The organism is Streptomyces sp. NPDC031479 (assembly GCF_055581065.1).
Genome location: NZ_JBVIKC010000043.1, coordinates 45,129 through 64,724, shown reverse-complemented (window position 1 = coordinate 64,724; position 19,596 = coordinate 45,129). Strand labels below are relative to the sequence as shown.

Sequence of the window (19,596 nt, the reverse complement as noted above, 5' to 3'; positions counted from 1 at the left end):
GAGTCTGCCGGTACCCAGTGGAGGGCCTCATCGCATCAGCTCACCGGCGTTGACCAGCAGGGACTGGCCGGTTATCGCCCGGGCCCGGTCGCTGGCGAGGAAGACGGCGGCGTCGGCGACGTCCCCGTCGGTGGCGAGGTCGGGCAGCGCCATCCGCTCGGTGAGGCGGGCGTGGACCTCTGCCTCCGGGACGTTCTCGGTGTGGGCGGTGAAGGTGACGAAGGCCTGGACGGGCGGGCCCCACATCCAGCCGGGCAGCACGGTGTTGACGCGGATCCGGTCCGGTCCGAGCTCGCGGGCGAGGGAGTACATGGCGGAGGTCAGCGCCCCCTTGGAGGCGGCGTAGGCGGCCTGGCGCACCTCGTTGGGGGCGGCCACCGCGGACTGGGTGCCGATGATGACGACGGAGCCGCCGCCCGCGGCCTTGAGGGCGGGCAGGCAGGCGCGGGTCATGCGCAGGGTGCCGAGCAGGTTGACGTCGAGGATCTGCTGCCAGGTCCCGAAGTCGGCGTCCTGGAGGCCCCCGAAGTACGCGTCCCAGGCGGCGACGTGCACGACGGCGTCGACCCCGCCGAACCGCTCGACGGCCAGCTCGGCCAGGGCCCGGCACTGGGCCTCGTCGGTGATGTCGGCCGGCCGGTGGGCGGTGTGGGTGCCGTCGGGGTCGATCTCGGCGGCGGACTTGGCCAGATTGGCCTCGGTCCGCGCCCCGAGCACGGCGTTGCCGCCGTCACGGACCACGGCCGCGGCCACCTGGTGCCCGAGTCCGGCTCCGACCCCGGAGACGATGACGGTCTTCCCTCGCAGCAGCATGGCGCGCCCCCTGACGGCTGGATCCGGCAATGGATCTGACGGGGCGTCAGGGTAGGGGTGCGGGGCGGGGTTGTGAAGGGGTGGCGGGGGAAGGGCGGCGGGGGAAGGGGCGGCGGTCCCGGGACGGTGGACCCGGCCCGGCGCCGCCGCCCCGGAGGTCAGCCGCTGACGTCCGCGATGATGTGCGTGATCACCCAGACCGCCCAGAGCAGCGGCACGATCGCCACGTACGCCAGCGGGCGCGCGTGCACCGGCGGACCCTCGTCGAGCTGCTGACGGCCGGGGGCCGGCTCCGACGGTTCGAGCTTGGCGAACTTGGTCGCGGCGATCAGGTTCCAGAACAGGGTGAAGGGCGTGAACAGCACCAGGGACAGGGGGCTCCACCAGCCCTGGAACAGCGTCTTGGTGGTCATGATCCGCACCAGGGCGCGCCCGCACCGGCGGCAGAAGGGGCCGTCGAGGCGGTGGAACCGCATCACGACGAGCACGCCGACGTGGGCCCGGACGGCGAAGTTCACGGCCTCGGGAGCCCCGCAGTTGCGGCAGCCGGTGGGGCCGGGCACCAGGTACGGGGGGTGCTGGGGGTGGGCGTACTGGGGGTGAGGCTGCTGCGGGTGCCGGGGCTGCGGCGGGTGCGGCTGCGCGTACGGGGGCTGCTGCGCCGGGACCGGTCCGCCGGGCTGCGGCGGGCCGTACGGGTTGGGCGCACCGGCGCCCTGGGCGTACGGGTTGGGCGGAACGGGCGCGCCCGAGTACGGGTTGGGCGGGGGAGTGCTCATGGGAGGGCCTTCGGGTTCTGCGGACGGCAGGGGAGCGGCGAACAGCCGGGACGACGGCCCGCGGCCCCCGCCGGAGGGGTCCTTCACTGCAGGAGCGGAACCGAACGCCAGTGCTCTCGTGTGGCTCGAACGTACCAGCCGGGGCGGAGAGTCCCGGTTCCTCCGCCCACCTGGAGGCCGCGGACACCCGGGACATGAGGGTGAGTTCCGTGCCAGAGTGGGCTAATGGGGCGTATCGGTCCGGGTCTTGGGCGGTTCCGGTGGTTCACCGGAGGCGCGGACGAGGCACGCTGGACGTCCTGGGCCACAGGCGGGTGAAGCCGAGACGAATGGTGCGTCATATGTGCGGGGGTGACGGCGAGTCGTATCCGAATACCTGATAGACAGAAGAATCACGGCTCGACCAGCCGACGCCTTCGCCGGCCGCCTTGGGGGGATCGCCGCACTGTGAAGCCGCTTCACCGTCATGTAGTCAACACCTCGCGCAAGGTCTTGTGCACGGCCGCCCTCGCGGCCAGCCTGACCACCGCCGCCGTCGTGACCAACACTCCGGTCGCCGGTGCGGGAGAGGCCGAACCGACCCCGGACAGTCCGCAGGCCGCCGACCGCGGTGACGCCCGCCTCGACCTGCCGGCCCCGCTCGCCGACCCCGTGGTGCCACCCGCGGCCGGCGCCGGCGGCGCGGCCGAAGGGGCCTCCGGGATCCCCGCCACCGCCCTCGACGCCTACAAGCGCGCCGAGGTCGCCGTGAAGGCGGCCCTGCCCAAGTGCAACCTGTCCTGGGCGCTGATCGCCGGCATAGGCCGGATCGAGTCCGTCCACGCCTCCGGGTACGGGCTCAAGGCCGACGGCACCACCGAGCGCCCGATCCGCGGCCCCCGCCTCGACGGCAACGGCTTCGCGAAGATCACCGACACCGACAAGGGCGAGTGGGACGGCGACACCGAGTACGACCGCGCCTTCGGCCCGCTCCAGTTCATCCCCTCCACGTGGAAGGACTGGAAGGCCGACGGCAACGGCGACGGCCAGCGCGACGCGAACAACATCTACGACGCGGCCCTCGGCGCCGGTCTCTACCTCTGCTCCGGCGGCAAGGACCTGTCGGTCCCGGCCGACCTGGACAGGGCGGTCCTCAGCTACAACAGTTCGCGCGAGTACGTGAACAGCGTCCTCGGCTACATGCGCCAGTACCAGGAAGGCACCACGGGCGTCCCGAACCCGCCGGTCGGAACCTTCCCGACGCCGCCCGCGCCGACCCTGCCCACCCCGCCGCACGTCCCGACGCCGAACCCGCCGGCCTCGAAGCCGAATCCCGCGCCGAAGCCGACGCCCACCCCGACTCCGAAGCCGACGCCCACGCCGACGCCGACGCCGAGCGAGCCGACCAAGCCGACCCCGGCGCCCGCGACCCTCGCCAAGCTGGAGCGGGTCGGCGACGCGAAGCTGGAGGCCGAGGCCGGGAGCCTGTTCGCCGAGGGCGTCCGCTTCAAGGCACTGCTCAGTGACGGCAAGCCGGCCGCGGACCAGGCCGTCGTCGTCGCCGTGGAGAAGGACACCACCGGCGGCACCGGCTTCGTCTTCGGCGACGAGCCGAGCGTGGTCGTCCGTACGGACTCCGAGGGCATCGCCACCGCGCCCAAGCTGAAGGCGGGCGCCGAGGCGGGCACGTTCACCCTGCGGGCCACGGCCTACGACGCGAAGAGTCAGCTCACGCTGGCGCTTGACGGAAAGGTCACGGAGAAGGCCAAGCCGCTCGTCCTCACCCGCACCGACGGCACCGCCCCGGTCGGGGCCGCGGCCGGCACCGCGGTGAAGGGCCTGGAGTTCCTGGCCGCCGCGGGCGGGAAGCCGGTGGCCGGTGCGCAGGTCACCGCCGCACTGGTCGAGGGCAAGCCGGGCGCCTGGACCCCGGTGGACGCGAAGAAGGCCACGGGTCCGTACTTCGCGGGCAAGGACGGCGCGAAGCTGTTCTCCCTGGAGCTGCCCAAGACCGGCGCCGACGGCAAGTTCAAGCTGCCGGAGCTGCTCACCACGGACGTGCCCGCGGGCACCTACCACCTCCGTCTGAGCACCGCGGACGGCGCGGAACTGATCCTGGACATCAAGATCACCGCCCCGTCGGCCACCGCCCCGTCGGCCACCACCCCGCCGGCCGCCAAGCAGTAGCCCCACCGCCCCGGCCGCCAGGCCGGGGCTCCGGACCACCCCCGGGCGGTCCGGCCCCGCGTACGAACGGCCCGTGGCCCGGTCACCGTCCTCCCGGACGGTGACCGGGCCACGGTCGTTCCCCCTCGGCGGGCGCCGGAGGGCCACAGGCAGGAGCCCTGTCTCCCCCGCCTGGGCGGGGGAGACAGGGCTCCTTGGGTACTGCTTAATCCAGCCGCGATCCGGCCGGCCAGGCGACTAGGCCGGGGTGACGTTCTCCGCCTGCGGGCCCTTCGGACCCTGCGTGACGTCGAAGTTCACCTGCTGGTTCTCCTCCAGGGAGCGGAAGCCAGAGGCGTTGATCGCGGAGTAGTGGACGAAGACATCCGGGCCGCCGCCGTCCTGGGCGATGAAGCCGAAGCCCTTTTCAGCGTTGAACCACTTCACGGTTCCGGTAGCCATGAGCCCTCCTATGGGCCAAAGGGTCGCCCTGCTCCAGAACCTGCTAAGAAGTCTGAAAACTACAAAAGCCTGCGGGTTACATGCTCCGCAGGCCTCGTACTGCAAGGGAAACCAAACTGCAACTTGCGTCGAGCCTAGCACGCACCCTCGGGGCGAGACCAGAGGGAAAGATCACGTCACCCGGACGTTTGAGACCCGCCTGATCGCTGACGGAGAGCCGGGGGCTAGTCTCGCGATGTGGACGTCTATCGCAGCCGGCCCCGTGTCGGCCACATCCAGTTCCTGAACTGCCTCCCCCTCTACTGGGGGCTGGCCAGAACCGGCACGCTGCTGGACATGGACCTGACCAAGGACACCCCCGAGAAGCTCAGTGAGCGCCTCGTGCGGGGTGAGCTGGACATCGCCCCGATCACCCTCGTGGAGTTCCTCCGCAACGCCGACCAGCTCGTCGCCTTCCCCGACCTCGCGGTCGGCTGCGACGGTCCGGTCATGTCGTGCGTGATCGTCTCGCAGGTCCCGCTGGAGCAGCTGGACGGCGCCCGGGTCGCCCTCGGATCGACCTCGCGCACCTCCGTACGCCTCGCCCAGCTGCTGCTCGCCGAGCAGTACGGGGTCCGCCCCGACTACTACTCCTGCCCCCCTGACCTGGGGCTGATGATGCAGGAGGCCGAGGCGGCGGTGCTGATCGGAGACGCCGCGCTGCGCGCCTCGCTGCACGACGCCCCCCGGCTCGGCCTGACCGTGCACGACCTCGGGCAGATGTGGAAGGACTGGACGGGACTGCCGTTCGTCTTCGCCGTCTGGGCAGCCCGCAAGGACTACCTCGCCCGTGAGCCGGAGGTGGTCCGGGAGGTCCACGAGGCCTTCCTCGCCTCCCGTGACCTCTCCCTCGAAGAGGTGACCAAGGTGGCCGACCAGGCGGCCCGCTGGGAGGCCTTCGACGCGGAGCTGCTGGAGCGCTACTTCACCACCCTCGACTTCCGCTTCGGCCCCGAGCAGCTGGCCGGCGTACGGGAATTCGCGCGCCGAACGGGAGCCGACACCGGGTACCCGACGGATGTCGCCGTAGAGCTCCTGAAGGCGACCGTCCCGGAGCGGTGACCGTCTTATCCCGGTGATCTCCGGCGCCGCCAAACCGGTGATTGTTCCGTTTGCCGGGAATTCGTTCCCCTTTCGTATTCTCGTCCCCCTGAAGCGGAATACGAACGAGGGACGGGGGACCCCATGGCATTCGGCGGTAAGCGGCCGGCCGAACCGATTGAACCGGTGTACTGGGAAGAGATCACCCGGTTCACCGTCGGCCGGACGCTGCGCAACGCCGTGCGCGCCTCCCGGCGCGGCGCGGGACCGTACGCGATCCGTGTTCCGCGGCGGCTGGGGGAGGACATGGTTCCGGCCGTGTTCATCGCACCGGCCGTGCCCGGCGCTCCGCCGCGCCGGGGATTCCGGTTGTCCGCGGACGAGGGCGGTCTGCGCCCGCTGTGCTCGGTGACCCCGGCCGGTCCGGAGCCCGGGGAGGGCCCCTACCGGGTCACCGGACCCGACGGGCGGGAGCTGGGCGCCGTCCACCGGACCCCGGCCGCGCAGCGACTGGTCCGCCACGGCTGGTGGCTGGAGCTCCCCGGGCAGCCGGAGGCGGTGGCCGTGCGCGGCTGGGCCGCCGGCGGCCCCCGGCGGGCGCTGGAGCGGGGCGCCGGCAAGCTGTTGGGCGGCGTCGTCGACGGCCTGCTGAGCCTGGGGGCCGAGGGCGACGCGGCCGGCGGCCTCGCGCCGGTGGTCTGGCGGGCCGGGGACCGGACCGTGCTCACCTTCCAGCCCTCCCAGGGCCCGCGCTGGTACACGGTGGACCGGGACGGCCCGCTCGACGCCCGGCCGGCGTTCGCACTGGCGGTGCTGCGCGAGAGCGAGGTGTGGGGAGGCGACCGCCGCTGACGGGCCCGGACGACCGGGCCGGCCGGCCGGCCGGTGCCGTGCGCGCGGACGCGGGCACGGAGCGCCCGTGAGTGGCCGGGGGTCTCCGGGCCAGCGATGATGGGCAGGCGTGGCCGGGCGCCCGACCCCGCTGCGGCGGGTGGCTGCCGGGCGAAGCGCCGACCGCGCGTACGGCACGGCGCGGGCCGTGGGCCCGCCGCACGGATCCTGATGGCCTCCAGCACCGGCCCCCGGCCGGCCGGCGCCCGTGGCCGAGGAGGCGCTGTGAACGACTACCCAGCGATCGCCGATCACGGCATCGTCGGCGACCTGCAGACCGCGGCGCTGATCGCCGCCGACAGCACCGTCGACTGGTGGTGCACCCCGAGGTTCGACTCCCCCAGCCTGTTCGCCTCGCTCCTCGACAGCGACCGCGGAGGCTACTGCCGCCTGCGTGCCGACGTCGGTGACGAGGGCACCGTCCGGCAGCTCTACCTGCCCGACACCGCCGTCCTCATCACCCGCTTCATGGCACCGGGCGGGGTCGGCGAGGTCGTCGACTTCATGCCGCCCGACACCTCCCCGACGCCGTCCGCCCGGCACCGGCTGGTGCGGGCCGCGCGGGTGGTGCGTGGCAGTCTGCCGTTCGAGCTGGTGTGCCGGCCGCGCTTCGACTACGGCCGGGCCCCGCACGAGCTCCAGCGCCTCGACGACGGGTCCGTCCTGTTCCGCGGACCCGGCACCGACCTGCACCTGCAGGCCACCGCCCCGGTCGGCTTGCACGAGGAGGGCACCGACGTCTCCGCCCGGTTCACCCTGAACGCCGGGGAACGTGCCGCGGTCGTCCTGACCAGCGAGAGCGGCGGTCCGGCCGGACTCAGCGGCCGGCCCGGCGGTCCGCTGCCCACCGTCGAAGCGGTCCTCGCCGAGTTCGACGCGTGCTCCGCGTTCTGGCGGAACTGGCTGCGCTCCTCCCGCTACCGGGGCCGTTGGCACGAGATGGTCTCCCGGTCGGCCATCACCCTCAAACTCCTCACCTACGCCCCGACCGGCGCTCCCGTCGCCGCCGCCACCATGGGCCTGCCCGAACAGATCGGCGGCGAGCGCAACTGGGACTACCGCTACACCTGGGTCCGCGACGGCTCGCTGTCCGTGAGGGCCCTGATCGACCTCGGCTTCACGGCGGAGGCCGACGCGTTCCGCCGGTGGCTGCGCGAACGCCTGGACGCCGGCGCCACGGCGTCGGGCGAACCGCTGCAGATCATGTACCGCGTCGACGGCGAGCCCCACCTCACCGAGGAGACGCTCGCCCACCTGGAGGGCTACCGGTGCTCCGCCCCGGTGCGGGCCGGGAACGCCGCCGCCGACCAGATCCAGCTCGACATCTACGGCGAGGCGGCCTACGCCCTCGCCCAGGCCGAGGACATCGGGGGCGTCCGCGGCTGGCAGGTCTTCGCCGGTGTCGTCGACTGGCTCACCGATCACTGGGACCGCCCCGACGAGGGCATATGGGAAACCCGCGGAGGCCGCCAGGACTTCACCTACAGCCGCCTGATGACCTGGGTCGCCTTCGACCGTGCCGTCCGGCTCGCCACGGCCCGCTCCCGTCCCGGCGACACCACCCGCTGGCAGGAAGCCCGCGACGCCGTCTTCCGGCAGATCGTCGACCGGGGCTGGAGCGCGGAGCGCCGCGCCTTCGTCCAGCACTACGACACGGACGTCCTCGACGCCTCCCTGCTCCTCATGCCCAAGGTCGGCTTCCTGACCCCCACCGATCCCGACTGGCTGACCACCCTCGACGCCATGGACACCGAACTCGTCAGCGACAGCCTGGTCTACCGCTACGACCCCGCCGCGTCGCCCGACGGCCTGCGCGGCTCCGAGGGCACCTTCAACCTGTGCACGTTCCTGTACGTGGAGGCCCTCGCCCGCGCCGGACGTCTCGAACAGGCCCGCTACGCCTTCGACAAGATGCTCACCTACGCCAACCACGTGGGCCTGTTCGCCGAGGAGATCGGCCCCTCCGGCGAACAGCTCGGCAACTTCCCGCAGGCCTTCACCCACCTCGCCCTCATCGACGCGGCCCTCGCCCTCGACGAGGAACTCGACCGCGCCGAACGCCCGTTCCACTGACCGGCCGCGCCGGCGTCACCGCGGGCCGGACGGTTCCCCCGCGGTCTCCGCGGGCGTCTGCCGGGAGCCCCGCGGCAGCAGCGCCGCGGCCGCCAGCCCCACCAGGCCGATCACCCCGAGGACCGCCATCGCCGCGGCGTAGGCGCCCTGTGAGAGCCCGGAGACCAGGATCGTGCCCGTGACCGCGGTCCCCAGGGAGGAGCCGAGGTTGGAGACGCTGCGCGACACCCCCGAGATCTCACCCTGCCGCGACTCGGGGAAGCACGACTGGACCACGTTCACCGAGGGGGTGAGCATCAGGCCCAGACCCAGTCCGATCAGCAGCAGACCCGGGGCGAAGGCCCAGACCCCGGGCGTCCAGGCGACCAGGGCCAGCAGCAGGGCGACGCCCGCGATCGTCACGGCGAAGCCGGCCATGATCAGGGTGCGCTGCGGACGCCGCCGGGCCAGCTTCTCGGCGGCCAGTGACGAGGCGAGGATGCCCAGCGTCGCGGCGGTGAAGATCACGCCGGTCTGGATCGCGTCGTAGCCGCGCACCACCTGCAGGTAGGCGGCGACGGTGAACGAGACGCCCATCAGCATCAGCCACTGCGTGTTCTGGGTGACCAGGCCGAGGTTGGAGGTGCGGTTGCGGAACAGGCCGGTCGACAGCAGCGCCTCCCGGCCGCCGCGCTCGCGGGCGCGGACCCAGGCGAAGAACCCGGCCAGTACGAGGGCGCCGGCCGCCAGCAGGCCCAGCGCCAGCCAGCCGTTGTTGTCCACCGCGAGGATGCCGGTCACCAGCAGCACCAGGCCCGCCGCCGACAGCACCGCCCCCACGGTGTCGAAGGGGCGCGCGGGGTCGGGCGGCAGCGGATCGGCGATGCCGCGGCTCAGCACCACGATCACCACGATCACCAGCGCCTGGAACACGAACGCCGCCCGCCAGCTGATCGCACTGGTGATCAGTCCGCCGATCAGCGGGCCCGCCGCCGCGCCGATCCCGCCCATCGCCATGATCGAGCCGAACGCGCGCGCCCTGGACGCGGTGTCGGTGAACAGCAGCGTGGTCAGGATGTAGACCGGTGGGATCAGCAGGGCCGTCCCCACCCCCTCCAGGATCGAGTTCCCGAGGATCAGTACCCCCAGCCCCGGCGCGACCGCGCTGAGCACCGCCCCCACCCCGTACACCACCAGACCCGCCACCAGGCAGCGCTTGCGGCCCCACTTGTCGGTCAGCTTCCCGCCCGGGATCATCAGCGCGGCCATCACGAGCAGGAAGATCGTGATGGCGATCTGGACGCCCTGCACCGTGGTGTCCAGGTCCTCGCTGATGTCGTTGATCATCACGTTCATGTTCGAGCCCGCGAAGCTGCAGATGAACTGGGCCAACGCCAGCGGGGCGAGAACGCTCCGCGCGCTCGGCGCAGGTCCTGGAGCTCCCGCAGCAGCCGATCCCGCCATGGCACCGTCCCGTCCGACCGCAGGCCCCGGGGGCCCGAACCCTTGCCGTGCGGCGCCGTCCGCGGACCGGCGCCGTCCGCCGCCACGACCGTCCCATGAACACCGGCCGTCACGGCGAAGACGCGCAGCACCCGGGCGGGACCGGTCACCGTGATGACGGCAATGTCCGTCGGCCGGTCGTACGGAGCCTGGCGAAGGCGCGGGTGGGGAGATCGAGTTGGGGAGTAGCCTGCTCGGGTGCGGCGCTCGGCGCCGGCGGTTCGACCGGACGCGGCCTTGAACGCGGCCCTGTACCCGACGCGGTTCCCCGGGGATGCAGGGACACCACACACACGGGGGACGGGGGACGGGGACACGATGCAGCCGCTCGAAGCCGGAGAGCCCCGGGGCATAGGCGCGTACCGGTTGCTGGGCCGGCTCGGTGCCGGCGGGATGGGCCGGGTCTACCTGGGGCGCAGCGCCGGAGGCCGGACGGTCGCCGTCAAGATCGTGCACCCGCACTTCGCGGCCGACGAGGAGTTCCGCGCCCGGTTCCGCCGCGAGGTGGAGGCCGCGCGGCGGGTGGGCGGTGAGTGGACCGCGCCCGTGCTGGACGCCGATCCGGACGCGGCCGTGCCGTGGGTGGCGACCGGGTACGTGGCGGGGCCGTCGCTGGACCGGGCGGTGGCCGGGCACGGTCCGCTGCCGGAGGTGTCGGTACGGGCCATCGGCGCGGGACTGGCCCGGGCCCTGGTCGCGGTGCACGGGCTGGGCCTCGTCCACCGGGACGTGAAGCCGTCGAACGTGATGCTGACCCTCGACGGGCCGCGGCTGATCGACTTCGGGATCGCCCGGGCCACGGACGGCACCGCCTCGCTGACCTCCACCGGCGTCTCCATCGGCTCGCCGGGCTACATGTCCCCGGAGCAGATCCTGGGCAAGGGCGTCACCGGCGCCTCGGACGTGTTCTCGCTGGGCGCGGTGCTGGCCTTCGCGGCGACCGGGCGGGCGCCGTTCACCGGGGACAACTCCGCGACCCTCCTCTACAAGGTGGTCCACGAGCCGCCGGAGCTGGACGGGGTCCCCGCCGGGGAGCTGCGCGACCTGATCGCGTCCTGCCTGGCGAAGCCGGCGGAGCAGCGGCCGGCGCCCGAGGCGCTCGTGGCGGCCCTGGGCGTGGCCCCGGGCGGCCGGGGGTGGCTGCCGGGACCGCTGGTGGAGGAGGCGAGCCGGGCCGCCGTGGCCCTGCTGGACCTGGACGCCGACGCCGACGCCGCCGGGGGCGGGAGCGGGGGCGGCTCCTTCCCGGAGGCCCCGTCAGGGCCGGTGCCGTTCACCGGGTCCTCCGTCGGGGGGCCCGTGGGCGTCGGCTTCGGCACGCCCGACCCGTCCTACGGGGGACCGGGCCCGCAGGGCTCGCCGTACTCCGCTCCGGCGGGTCCGTACGGCTCCTTCGGCGCACACGGCGGCATGTACGGGGTCCCCACCGAGACGGCGGGCGGCGCGGGCGGCGCGACCCCGCACCCCGGCGCGACGGTCCCGGGGCAGCGGACGGCCGGTTCCGGCGGCGGCCGGGCGAGCCTCAGCGTGGCGGGCCGCCGCTTCAGCTGCACCCTGGTGCTCGGCGCGGCCGTCGCCCTGGTGGCGGTGTCCGGCGGGCTGTACGGGACGGGGCTGCTGCCCGGGCAGGGGGACACCCGGGACGCGGCGGCCGCCAAGCCCCCGGCCACCTCGGCCCCGGACCCCGCCGGCTCCGCCCCCTCGTCCTCCCCCTCCGCACCGAAGGGGAGCCGCAAGGAGGTGCCCGAGGAGTTCATCGGCACGTGGAAGGGCAGCGTCACCACCAGCATCAAGGCCACCACCGAGTTCGAGATCACCATCAAGGCCGGCAAGATCGGCGAGGTCGTCGCCCGGGACAAGTCGGTCCTGCCGGTCCTCGGCACCGACTGCAGCGGCGACTGGAGGCTCTCCTCCGCCACCGACGGCACCCTGGTCCTGAACAGCGCGGGCGGCCCCAACCCCGCCCCCGGCATCTGCTCCGGCGGCTCCGCCGACGAACGCTTCACCCTCAACCCCGGTGGCTCGCTGCACTACAGGTCGGGCGACAGGGGGGCCGGGAACCCGGAGGGCGACCTCACCCGTAGCCCCTGACATCCGCGCACCGCCCCTGGCGTAGGCTGGATCGGTCCGAACCCCTTGACACACCGCCGAAAGGTGACGCACCGGTGACCGACCAGGCCGCTCTCCAGTCTGTCCTCGACCGTGCCGCCGCAGGGGGCCGGATCACCAAGGAAGAGGCCCTCGACCTCTACCGGCACGCCCCGCTGCACGCGCTGGGCCAGGCCGCCGACGCCGCGCGCCGGCTGCGCTACGCCGGTACGGAGCACATCGCGACGTACATCATCGAGCGCAACATCAACTACACGAACGTGTGCGTCACGGCGTGCAAGTTCTGCGCCTTCTACGCGGCCCCCAAGGACACGAAGAAGGGCTGGTCCCGCGACCTCGACGACATCCTGCGCCGCTGCGCGGAGACCGTCGAACTGGGCGGCACCCAGGTCATGTTCCAGGGCGGACACCACCCGGCCTACGGCGTGGAGTACTACGAGGAGCACTTCTCCGCCATCAAGAAGGCGTTCCCGCAGCTGGTGATCCACTCCCTCGGCGCGTCCGAGGTGGACCACATGGCCCGCATCTCCGGCGTCAGCGCCGAGGAGGCCATCCGCCGCATCCACGCCGCCGGACTCGACTCCTTCGCGGGCGCCGGCGCCGAACTGCTGCCGGAGCGGCCGCGCAAGGCGATCGCCCCGCTCAAGGAGTCCGGCGAGCGCTGGCTGGAGATCATGGAGCTCGCCCACGGGCTGGGCGTGGAGTCCACCTCCACCATGCTGATGGGCACCGGCGAGACCAACGCCGAGCGCATCGAGCACATCGCGATGATCCGGGACACGCAGGACCGCACGGGCGGCTTCCGCGCCTTCATCCCGTACACGTACCAGCCCGAGAACAACCACCTCAAGGGCCGGACCCAGGCGACCGTCTTCGAGTACCTGCGCATGATCGCGGTCGCGCGGCTCTTCCTCGACAACATCGCCCACATCCAGGGCTCCTGGCTGACCGTCGGCAAGGAGGCGGGCCAGCTCTCGCTGCACTACGGCGCCGACGACCTCGGTTCGATCATGCTGGAGGAGAACGTCGTCTCCTCGGCCGGTGCCAAGCACCGCTCGAACCGCCAGGAGATCATCGACCTGATCCGCAAGGCGGGCCGCGTCCCCGCGCAGCGCGCGACGACGTACGAGCACCTGCTGGTGCACGACGACCCGGCCAACGACCCCGTCGACGACCGCGTCGTCTCGCACATCTCCTCGACCGCGATCGAGGGCGGCACCGCGCACCCCGAGCTGAAGCTCATCTCCACGAACTGACGCCCGCCGATGCTGACGCTGCACACCGCCGAGCTGCTCGTCGCCGGACCGGGATCCGCACCCGTCGAGGGCGGCGCGGTCCTCGTCGAGGGCGACCGGATCGTCCGCGTCGGCCCGTACGAGGAGCTCGGCGCGGCCGTCCCGCACGCCCGGGTCCGGCGCTGGCCCGGGGTGCTCACCCCGGGGCTGCTGGCCCGCGGGGCGGACGTCCTGCTGGAGGGGACGTACTACCCCGACGACCCCTCCGAGACCACCGAGCTCGGCGCCGGCCCGATCACCGGCGCCGAGGCGCTCGCCGCCCTGGAGATGACCGAGGCCCGCTGGGGCCACAGCGCCCGGCGCGGCACGCAGAAACTGCTCGCGCGCGGGGTCGTCGCGGTGGCCGGGCGGTTCACGATCCCCTCGGTGCGCACCGCGGTGGTCCGCTCGGGCCTCACCGTCGTGCCTCCCGTGCCGTACGGGGGCGCGCCGTCCCTCGACCCGTTCGCGGGGCTCCGCACCCCGCAGGAGGCCTTCCACGGGGAGCTGCGGGAGGGCGCGGCGGCCCGTTTCGCGGTGTTCGCCGTCGCCGGGCCGGCGGAGCTGCCCGAGCGGGGCGCGAGCACGTGCGTGGCCACCGTCATCGCGGGCCGGCTGCTGCACCGCCGCCGCTGATCCGTCCTCAGGGGACGCGGGGGCCGGCCAGGTAGGTGCCGTCGGCGGAGTAGGGCCAGGCGTTCGAGGTGCAGCCGAGCAGGCCCTTGATCTGCTGCATCATCGCGGGGGCGGGCGCTCCGGGGCGCGGGCAGGTCTCGTGCTCGTGGCCGAGTTCGTGGCCCACCTCGTGGTTGACGATCAGCGCCCGGTACTCCTGCGGGGATCCGCTGAACTGGGGCGAACCCTCCTGCCAGCGCTTGAGGTTCACCACGACGGTGTGGCCGACCCGGCAGTTCGTCTCCCCGACGAGCTCCGGGGTGACCACCTCGCACAGCCGGTCGGTGGTACCGGGGGTGGCGATCTTGACGACGAAGTCCACGGGTTCCCCGCGGCCGGCCAGCCGGAAGCCGTACGCGGGGTCGCGTATCCAGCCGCGCCGGTCCCCGAGGATCGCCTCGACGGCGCGGGCCGCGCCGTCCGGGTCGACCCCGCTGCCGTTCTCCACCTCCACCCGCCAGCGCAGCGCCGGCCCCTTGCCCTGGGCCTTCCCGCCTGCCGAGGAGGCCGTGAACCCCACCGAGGGGGAGGTGCCGGGCCCCTGGGCGCCGCCGCCGGTGTTCCCCTCGGCGTTCCCCCGGTCGGAGCGGGCCGGGGGGCGTGCGTCGGCGGGGCGGTCGTGCGCCGGCCCGAGCCGGTAGGCGGCGACCGACAGGGCGGCTAACGCCGCCGCCCACAGGACCGTGCGGCGCAGCCGCCTGCGCCGCTCGATCCGTCCCGCGCTGAGTGACTGGCCTGTCGGCATCCTGAAACCCTTTGTTCGGTATGTCCGTCCAGTGTGCCCGGCAGGCCTGTGGCCGCGCCGGACCCGGGGCAGCCGTCCGGGCGGGGCGGGGGCCTGAGAGGATGGGCCCGTACCCGCCGAACCGCAGATCCACCGAGCACCGAGGGGCCAACGCCAGTGACAAGGGCTTCCCTGGACAAGCAGCCGCACGAAGTCGCCTCCATGTTCGACGGTGTGGCGGCCAACTACGACCTCACCAACGACGTCCTCTCCCTCGGGCAGGCCCGGCTGTGGCGCAAGGAGGTCGCCAAGGCGGTCGCCGCCCGCCCCGGCCAGCAGGTGCTCGACCTGGCCGCCGGAACCGCGACCTCCTCGCTGCCCTTCGCCGCGACCGGCGCCTACGTGGTGCCCTGCGACTTCTCCCTCGGCATGCTGCGCGAGGGCAAGAAGCGCAACCCGTGGCTGCCGCTGACGGCGGGCGACGCGACGAAGCTGCCGTTCAAGGACGACGTCTTCGACACCGTGACGATCTCCTTCGGGCTGCGCAACGTCCAGGACACCGACGCCGCGCTGGGCGAGCTGTACCGGGTGACCAAGCCGGGCGGACAGGTCGTGATCTGCGAGTTCTCGCAGCCGACCTGGGCGCCGTTCCGGACGGTCTACACCGAGTACCTGATGCGGGCGCTGCCGCCGGTGGCCCGCGCGGTCTCCTCCAACCCCGACGCGTACGTGTACCTCGCCGAGTCCATCCGCGAGTGGCCCGACCAGCCCGCGCTGGCCGCCCTGCTGCAGAAGGCCGGCTGGGGCCGGGTCGCGTGGCGCAACCTGAGCGGCGGCATCGTGGCGCTGCACCGCGGGGTCAAGGAGTAGCGCACGGTGGAGACCCGGCCCTTCGACTACGCGGCGCTGCTGGAGCGGGTCGCGGCCGACGTCGCCCCGCTGGTGGGCAGCGGCACCCCCGCCGAGTACATCCCGGCACTGGCGTCCGTGAACCCCGGGCAGTTCGGGATGGCGCTCGCCGACCTGGACGGCAACGTCTTCGGGGCGGGGGACTGGCGCGTCCCCTTCTCCGCCCAGTCCGTCACCAAGGTCTTCGCGCTCGCCCTGGCGCTCGCGGAGGGCGGCGACAGCCTGTGGGAGCGGGTGGGCCGGGAGCCCTCCGGCAACCCGTTCAACTCCCTTGTCCAGCTGGAGTACGAGAACGGCATCCCCCGTAACCCGTTCATCAACGCGGGGGCGCTCGTCGTCACCGACCGGCTGCAGACCCTGACCGGCGACGCGAGCAGCGAACTCCTGGAATTCCTCCGCGAGGAGAGCGGCAACCCGGACATCGGCTTCGACGCGGAGGTGGCCGCCTCGGAGCACGAGCACGGCGACCGCAACGCGGCCGTCGCGCACTTCATGGCCTCCTACGGCAACATCGACAACCCCGTACCGGCGCTGCTGGACCACTACTTCTGGCAGTGCTCCATCGAGATGAGCTGCGCCGACCTCGCCCTGGCGGGCGGCTTCCTGGCCCGGCACGGGCTGCGCGCGGACGGCTCCCGGCTCCTGACGCGCAGCGAGGCGAAGCAGATCAACGCGGTGATGCTGACCTGCGGGACGTACGACGCGGCGGGCGAGTTCGCGTACCGGGTGGGGCTGCCGGGCAAGAGCGGGGTCGGCGGCGGCATCGTCGCGGTCGTCCCGGGCCGCTGCAGCCTGGCCGTCTGGAGCCCGGGGCTCGACGCCCAGGGCAACTCGGTCGCGGGCGTCGCGGCCCTCGACCGCTTCACGACCCTGACGGGCCTGTCCGTCTTCTGACGCGCCGGCTCCGTCCGGCGTCCCCGAGCCGGGTCGTCCACAACTGCAAGTAATCTCAGACGATGATCGTCCTTTCCTGTCACGAAGTGACCAAGAGCTTCCGCAGGCACTCCGTGCTGGAAGGGGTCCATCTCAGCCTGGAGGCCGGCGAAATCGTCGGCCTCCTCGGGCTCAACGGTGCGGGCAAGACCACCCTCATGCGGGTGATCACCGGGCTTTCCACCCCCGATTCCGGTGAGGTGCGGCTGTTCGGGGACGCCCTGCCCATGAGGCCGCGGCAGCTCGACCGGCTCGGTGCCGCGCTCGACGCGCCCGCCTTCCACCGGTGGTCCACCGGACGCGCCATGCTGCGCACCCTGCTGGACACCGCCGGGCTTCCCGACGGCGGGCGGATCGCCCGTACGCTCAACCGCGTCGGCCTGACCGGCGCCGCCGACCGCCGCCTCGGGACGTACTCGCAGGGCATGCGGCAGCGGCTGGCCATCGCCGCAGCGCTGCTCAAGCAGCCCGATCTGCTGATCCTCGACGAGCCCACCAACGGGCTCGACCCCGAGGGACTGCGCATGGTGCGGCGAATCGTGGCCGAGGAGGCCGCACGCGGGGCCGCCGTCCTCGTCTCCAGCCACCAGCTCGACGAGATCCAGCGGATCTGCCACCGCGTGATCATGCTCGCCCAGGGCCGCGTCGTCGCCGCCGGCACTCTCGACGCGCTCGGCTACGACCCGGAAAGCGGTCCGGCCGCCTTCGAGGACTGGTTCTTCGGGCTCGTCGGAAACGGCGGCAGCCAGTGAACCGCCTCGTCCGGGCAGAGACCCGGCGGCTGCTGCGGCACCCGCTCGCCCTCACCCTCGCCACGCTGTTCGTCTTCGGCTCCCTCTACTGCGCCTGGGTGAGCCAGAACATGGCCTCGTACAACATCACGCAGGTGCAGGCCAACCTCGACTACCTCCCCCGATCGTGTGATTCCGCGCAGAACACCCCGGAGCAGAAGGCCAAGTGCCTCGCCGAAGTGCCCCTGCAGGCCGTCGGGCTGGAGCGGATCCAGGACAGGTTCACCGCCGAAGGAGTGCGGGCCGCGCAGGCTCAGCACCCCGTGGGCGCCCTGCTGTGGACCGTACGGCTGCTGACGTCCATCCCGGGACTGGCGCTCCTCGTCATGCTGGCGGCCTTCTCCGTCGCCGGCGAGTGGAGCCGGGGCAGCATCGTGCCACTGCTCCTCTACGAGTCCCGTCTCGGCCGGCTGCTCGCCGCCAAGGCCCTGGCCGTCTGGCTGTGGAGCCTCGTGCTGCTCTGCGTATCCGGCGCGGTGACCGCCGCGTTCGGCTTGCTCTACGGCCGTGACGCCTACCCGCTGCCTTCGTCCGGAGCTCTCGGATCCGTCCTCGCGGACACCGGGCTGGGCGTACTGGCCGGGGCCGCCGTGCTGGCCGGGGCCGCAGCCGTCGCCGTCGCCGTGGCCGCACTGCTGCGCCAGCCGATGCGAACCTTCCTCGCCGGGATGCTGCTGCTCGTCCTGGTGGTCCGCACCTCCGCCGCACCCGGGCTGGGCGCCTGGCTGCCCGGCGGCGCGCTCGCGGACCTCGTCGGCTTCGGCGCCGTCGACGGGGTCTGGGACCACTTCTGGATCTCCACGGACCCTTCCACCGCCCCCGTCCTGCTCCGTCTCCTGCCGACCCTGGCCCTCATCGCCCTGCTCTGGGCATGGCTGGACCGTCTCAACCGGACGCGGGACCGCGCCTGATGGCCGGTACCCGGCGCCGGCCGGCCCGCGGGGAGGGGACCGCCTGGGCCGGCGAGCTGCGGACCCTGTGGACCGCTCCCGTGTGGGGGGCGACCGCCGCCGCGATGGTGGTGGTCCTGGCGCTGGCCGCCCGGCTGTGGATCGCCGGGGCCTCGTACGGCGTGGTCGACCCCTCGGTCTCGGCCCTGACCTCGCTCCCGGCCGCGCTGCGGGCGGCGGCCTGGCAGTTCGCGACCCTGCTCGGGCTCGTCCTCACGGGCGTGGTCGTGGCCACCAGCCTCGGCCAGACCCTGGAGGGCGGTACCTGGAGCGCCCTGCGCCTGTTCGAGAACCGCGTCGGCGTGCTGTGGGCCCGCAAGGTCGGCGCCGCGCTCGCTCTCTCGCTCGCCGCGCAGATCGTCACCGGCGTGCTGCTGTGGCTGGCGACCTCGGCCCTCGCCAGGCTGTGGCCGGTGCGGCCCCGCGTGGTGGCGCCGGGGTTCGCAGCCGTGCCCGTCCATGCCCCGCCGCCCGTGCCCGTCGAGTCCGCGACCTGGGGCCAGGCCGTGGGCGCGATCGCCGGCGCCCTCCTCGTCCAGCTCCTCTTCGTCTCCCTGGCCGGATGCGCGGCGGCCCTGATGCGCAGCGTCATCGGGACCATCGCGCTCGGAGTGGGGCCCCTGCTGGTGACCGCGCCGCTCGTCCTGCTGCCGGCGGCGCCGTTCCTGCCGCACCGCTGGATCGCGGACCTGCTGAACCTGCCCGCCGAGGCCCAGTACCAGCTGTACCTGTGGAACCAGGCCCCGCCCGATCCGGCACGCCTGACCGGGGGCCTCGCCCTCGCCGGGGGCGCGGCCCTGGCCGCCGTGGCCGCTTGGGCCGCGCTGCGCTCCGAGCGCGCCCTGCGTCCCGTCGACTGACCGTTCCGGTCAGCGGGCCGGTCCTACGACTCCGTGAGGGGGAGTTCGTAGCGGCGGCCCTTGCGGCGGCCGCCCGGGAGGGGGAACGTGGCGGCCAGGGTCATGCCCAGCCGCTCCGCCACCGCCGCCGAGCGGACGTTCGCATCGTCGATCATCGCCACCACCTTCGGCACCCCCGCCTCCCGCACCCGCTCCAGCGTCGCCAGCGCCGCGGCGTACGCGTAGCCCCGCCCCCACGCCTCGCGCCCGAGCCGCCAGCCGATCTCGATCTCGCCGACCGGGCCCCACTCCTTGTGCGCGGGCCACGGCTGCGCCCCGGTGAAGCCGAGGACCTCGCCCTCGGCGTCCAGGAGCGTCCACAGGCAGTACCCGAGCTGCGCGTCGTGCATCCGCTGCCGGGCGGTGATCTCCTCGTAGTGGGACAGCTCGGCCGGGCCGCCGAGGAACTCCATCACGTCGGGGTCGTCGAAGACGTGGTGCCAGGCGTGCGCGTCCTCGTCCGTCGGCACGCGCAGCGTGACGTCGGGGAGTGGCCGGGTCGGTGAGGTGGTCATCGGGGCAGCCCTTCGGGATCGCGATCTCTCTCGCTGCATAGACTGCGTCATGTCCCGTGCCGTTGGGCACCCCTTATCGAGCCTTCGGGAGA

At 73.3% G+C, this 19,596-nt stretch carries 18 protein-coding genes; 12 read left to right on the top strand and 6 right to left on the bottom strand.

Annotation, left to right across the window (positions count from 1 at the left end):
- Positions 1-27: 27 nt before the first annotated feature.
- Both ACZ5D2_RS32835 and ACZ5D2_RS32830 read right to left on the bottom strand, forming a co-directional pair.
- Positions 28-813, bottom strand: coding sequence for an SDR family oxidoreductase (locus ACZ5D2_RS32835; protein ID WP_468934458.1), 786 nt, complete (start codon positions 811-813; stop codon positions 28-30).
- 158 nt (positions 814-971) lie between these two features.
- Entirely contained in the window at positions 972-1,592 is a 621-nt protein-coding gene (locus tag ACZ5D2_RS32830; RefSeq protein WP_468934455.1) for a hypothetical protein, read from the bottom strand.
- 447 nt (positions 1,593-2,039) lie between these two features.
- Between ACZ5D2_RS32830 and ACZ5D2_RS32825 the strand changes: the two genes are divergently transcribed.
- Positions 2,040-3,758 carry a lytic transglycosylase domain-containing protein gene (locus tag ACZ5D2_RS32825; protein ID WP_468934452.1) on the top strand — a complete coding sequence of 573 codons (1,719 nt, stop codon included), beginning with the start codon at positions 2,040-2,042 and terminating at the stop codon, positions 3,756-3,758.
- A 237-nt stretch (positions 3,759-3,995) separates the two neighbouring features.
- Here ACZ5D2_RS32825 and ACZ5D2_RS32820 read toward each other — a convergent pair whose 3' ends face one another.
- The gene (locus tag ACZ5D2_RS32820) at positions 3,996-4,199 is read right to left on the bottom strand and encodes a cold-shock protein (RefSeq protein ID WP_007265804.1); all 204 of its coding nucleotides are present in this window, start codon (positions 4,197-4,199) and stop codon (positions 3,996-3,998) included.
- A 237-nt stretch (positions 4,200-4,436) separates the two neighbouring features.
- Here ACZ5D2_RS32820 and ACZ5D2_RS32815 point away from each other — a divergent pair, with 237 nt between their 5' ends.
- From ACZ5D2_RS32815 to ACZ5D2_RS32805, 3 genes are all read left to right on the top strand, one after another.
- A complete protein-coding gene (locus ACZ5D2_RS32815) occupies positions 4,437-5,300 on the top strand; it encodes a menaquinone biosynthetic enzyme MqnA/MqnD family protein (RefSeq protein ID WP_371677218.1) in 864 nt (287 codons plus the stop codon).
- Between the two features lie 165 nt (positions 5,301-5,465).
- Positions 5,466-6,131: a hypothetical protein gene (locus ACZ5D2_RS32810; RefSeq protein ID WP_468934448.1), complete on the top strand. Its 666-nt coding sequence runs from the start codon at positions 5,466-5,468 to the stop codon at positions 6,129-6,131.
- A 264-nt stretch (positions 6,132-6,395) separates the two neighbouring features.
- Positions 6,396-8,243, top strand: coding sequence for a glycoside hydrolase family 15 protein (locus ACZ5D2_RS32805; protein WP_371677216.1), 1,848 nt, complete (start codon positions 6,396-6,398; stop codon positions 8,241-8,243).
- A gap of 15 nt (positions 8,244-8,258) precedes the next feature.
- On the opposite strand, the gene ACZ5D2_RS32800 is transcribed toward ACZ5D2_RS32805, so the two are convergent.
- Positions 8,259-9,686, bottom strand: coding sequence for an MFS transporter (locus ACZ5D2_RS32800; RefSeq protein ID WP_468934445.1), 1,428 nt, complete (start codon positions 9,684-9,686; stop codon positions 8,259-8,261).
- Positions 9,687-10,043: 357 nt separating this feature from the next.
- Here ACZ5D2_RS32800 and ACZ5D2_RS32795 point away from each other — a divergent pair, with 357 nt between their 5' ends.
- From ACZ5D2_RS32795 to ACZ5D2_RS32785, 3 genes are all read left to right on the top strand, one after another.
- Entirely contained in the window at positions 10,044-11,816 is a 1,773-nt protein-coding gene (locus ACZ5D2_RS32795; RefSeq protein ID WP_371677213.1) for a serine/threonine-protein kinase, read from the top strand.
- A gap of 74 nt (positions 11,817-11,890) precedes the next feature.
- Positions 11,891-13,090, top strand: coding sequence for a cyclic dehypoxanthinyl futalosine synthase (gene mqnC, locus ACZ5D2_RS32790; RefSeq protein WP_468934441.1), 1,200 nt, complete (start codon positions 11,891-11,893; stop codon positions 13,088-13,090).
- A gap of 9 nt (positions 13,091-13,099) precedes the next feature.
- On the top strand, positions 13,100-13,744 hold the full coding sequence (locus tag ACZ5D2_RS32785; protein ID WP_266841006.1) for an imidazolonepropionase-like domain-containing protein: 645 nt from the start codon (positions 13,100-13,102) through the stop codon (positions 13,742-13,744).
- Positions 13,745-13,751: 7 nt separating this feature from the next.
- Here the strand turns inward: ACZ5D2_RS32785 and ACZ5D2_RS32780 are convergent, their stop codons facing one another.
- On the bottom strand, positions 13,752-14,528 hold the full coding sequence (locus ACZ5D2_RS32780) for a DUF3152 domain-containing protein (RefSeq protein ID WP_371677210.1): 777 nt from the start codon (positions 14,526-14,528) through the stop codon (positions 13,752-13,754).
- Between the two features lie 156 nt (positions 14,529-14,684).
- On the opposite strand from ACZ5D2_RS32780, the gene ACZ5D2_RS32775 reads away from it, so the two are divergent.
- The 5 genes from ACZ5D2_RS32775 (at position 14,685) to ACZ5D2_RS32755 (ending at position 18,950) form a co-directional block, all read left to right on the top strand.
- Positions 14,685-15,377: a demethylmenaquinone methyltransferase gene (locus ACZ5D2_RS32775; protein WP_266841008.1), complete on the top strand. Its 693-nt coding sequence runs from the start codon at positions 14,685-14,687 to the stop codon at positions 15,375-15,377.
- A gap of 6 nt (positions 15,378-15,383) precedes the next feature.
- Positions 15,384-16,310, top strand: a complete 927-nt coding sequence (locus tag ACZ5D2_RS32770) for a glutaminase (RefSeq protein WP_371677209.1) — start codon at positions 15,384-15,386, stop codon at positions 16,308-16,310.
- Positions 16,311-16,372: 62 nt separating this feature from the next.
- On the top strand, positions 16,373-17,101 hold the full coding sequence (locus ACZ5D2_RS32765; RefSeq protein WP_468934435.1) for an ABC transporter ATP-binding protein: 729 nt from the start codon (positions 16,373-16,375) through the stop codon (positions 17,099-17,101).
- On the top strand, positions 17,098-18,051 hold the full coding sequence (locus ACZ5D2_RS32760) for a hypothetical protein (protein ID WP_371677207.1): 954 nt from the start codon (positions 17,098-17,100) through the stop codon (positions 18,049-18,051). Before ACZ5D2_RS32765 ends, ACZ5D2_RS32760 begins: the two co-directional genes overlap by 4 nt.
- Positions 18,051-18,950: a hypothetical protein gene (locus ACZ5D2_RS32755; RefSeq protein ID WP_468934432.1), complete on the top strand. Its 900-nt coding sequence runs from the start codon at positions 18,051-18,053 to the stop codon at positions 18,948-18,950. The genes ACZ5D2_RS32760 and ACZ5D2_RS32755 overlap by 1 nt, the downstream gene beginning before the upstream one ends.
- 23 nt (positions 18,951-18,973) lie before the next feature.
- On the opposite strand, the gene ACZ5D2_RS32750 is transcribed toward ACZ5D2_RS32755, so the two are convergent.
- Positions 18,974-19,504: a GNAT family N-acetyltransferase gene (locus ACZ5D2_RS32750; protein WP_371677205.1), complete on the bottom strand. Its 531-nt coding sequence runs from the start codon at positions 19,502-19,504 to the stop codon at positions 18,974-18,976.
- Positions 19,505-19,596: the final 92 nt, after the last annotated feature.

Excerpts from the sequence above, each read along its gene's own strand:
- ACZ5D2_RS32755 (WP_468934432.1), top strand. The coding sequence starts at position 18,051 with ATGGCCGGTACCCGGCGCCGGCCGGCCCGCGGGGAGGGGACCGCCTGG.
- ACZ5D2_RS32800 (WP_468934445.1), bottom strand. The coding sequence starts at position 9,686 with ATGGCGGGATCGGCTGCTGCGGGAGCTCCAGGACCTGCGCCGAGCGCG.
- ACZ5D2_RS32765 (WP_468934435.1), top strand. The coding sequence starts at position 16,373 with ATGATCGTCCTTTCCTGTCACGAAGTGACCAAGAGCTTCCGCAGGCAC.
- ACZ5D2_RS32750 (WP_371677205.1), bottom strand. The coding sequence starts at position 19,504 with ATGACCACCTCACCGACCCGGCCACTCCCCGACGTCACGCTGCGCGTG.
- ACZ5D2_RS32835 (WP_468934458.1), bottom strand. The coding sequence starts at position 813 with ATGCTGCTGCGAGGGAAGACCGTCATCGTCTCCGGGGTCGGAGCCGGA.
- ACZ5D2_RS32820 (WP_007265804.1), bottom strand. The coding sequence starts at position 4,199 with ATGGCTACCGGAACCGTGAAGTGGTTCAACGCTGAAAAGGGCTTCGGC.
- ACZ5D2_RS32830 (WP_468934455.1), bottom strand. The coding sequence starts at position 1,592 with ATGAGCACTCCCCCGCCCAACCCGTACTCGGGCGCGCCCGTTCCGCCC.
- ACZ5D2_RS32785 (WP_266841006.1), top strand. The coding sequence starts at position 13,100 with ATGCTGACGCTGCACACCGCCGAGCTGCTCGTCGCCGGACCGGGATCC.
- ACZ5D2_RS32780 (WP_371677210.1), bottom strand. The coding sequence starts at position 14,528 with ATGCCGACAGGCCAGTCACTCAGCGCGGGACGGATCGAGCGGCGCAGG.
- ACZ5D2_RS32795 (WP_371677213.1), top strand. The coding sequence starts at position 10,044 with ATGCAGCCGCTCGAAGCCGGAGAGCCCCGGGGCATAGGCGCGTACCGG.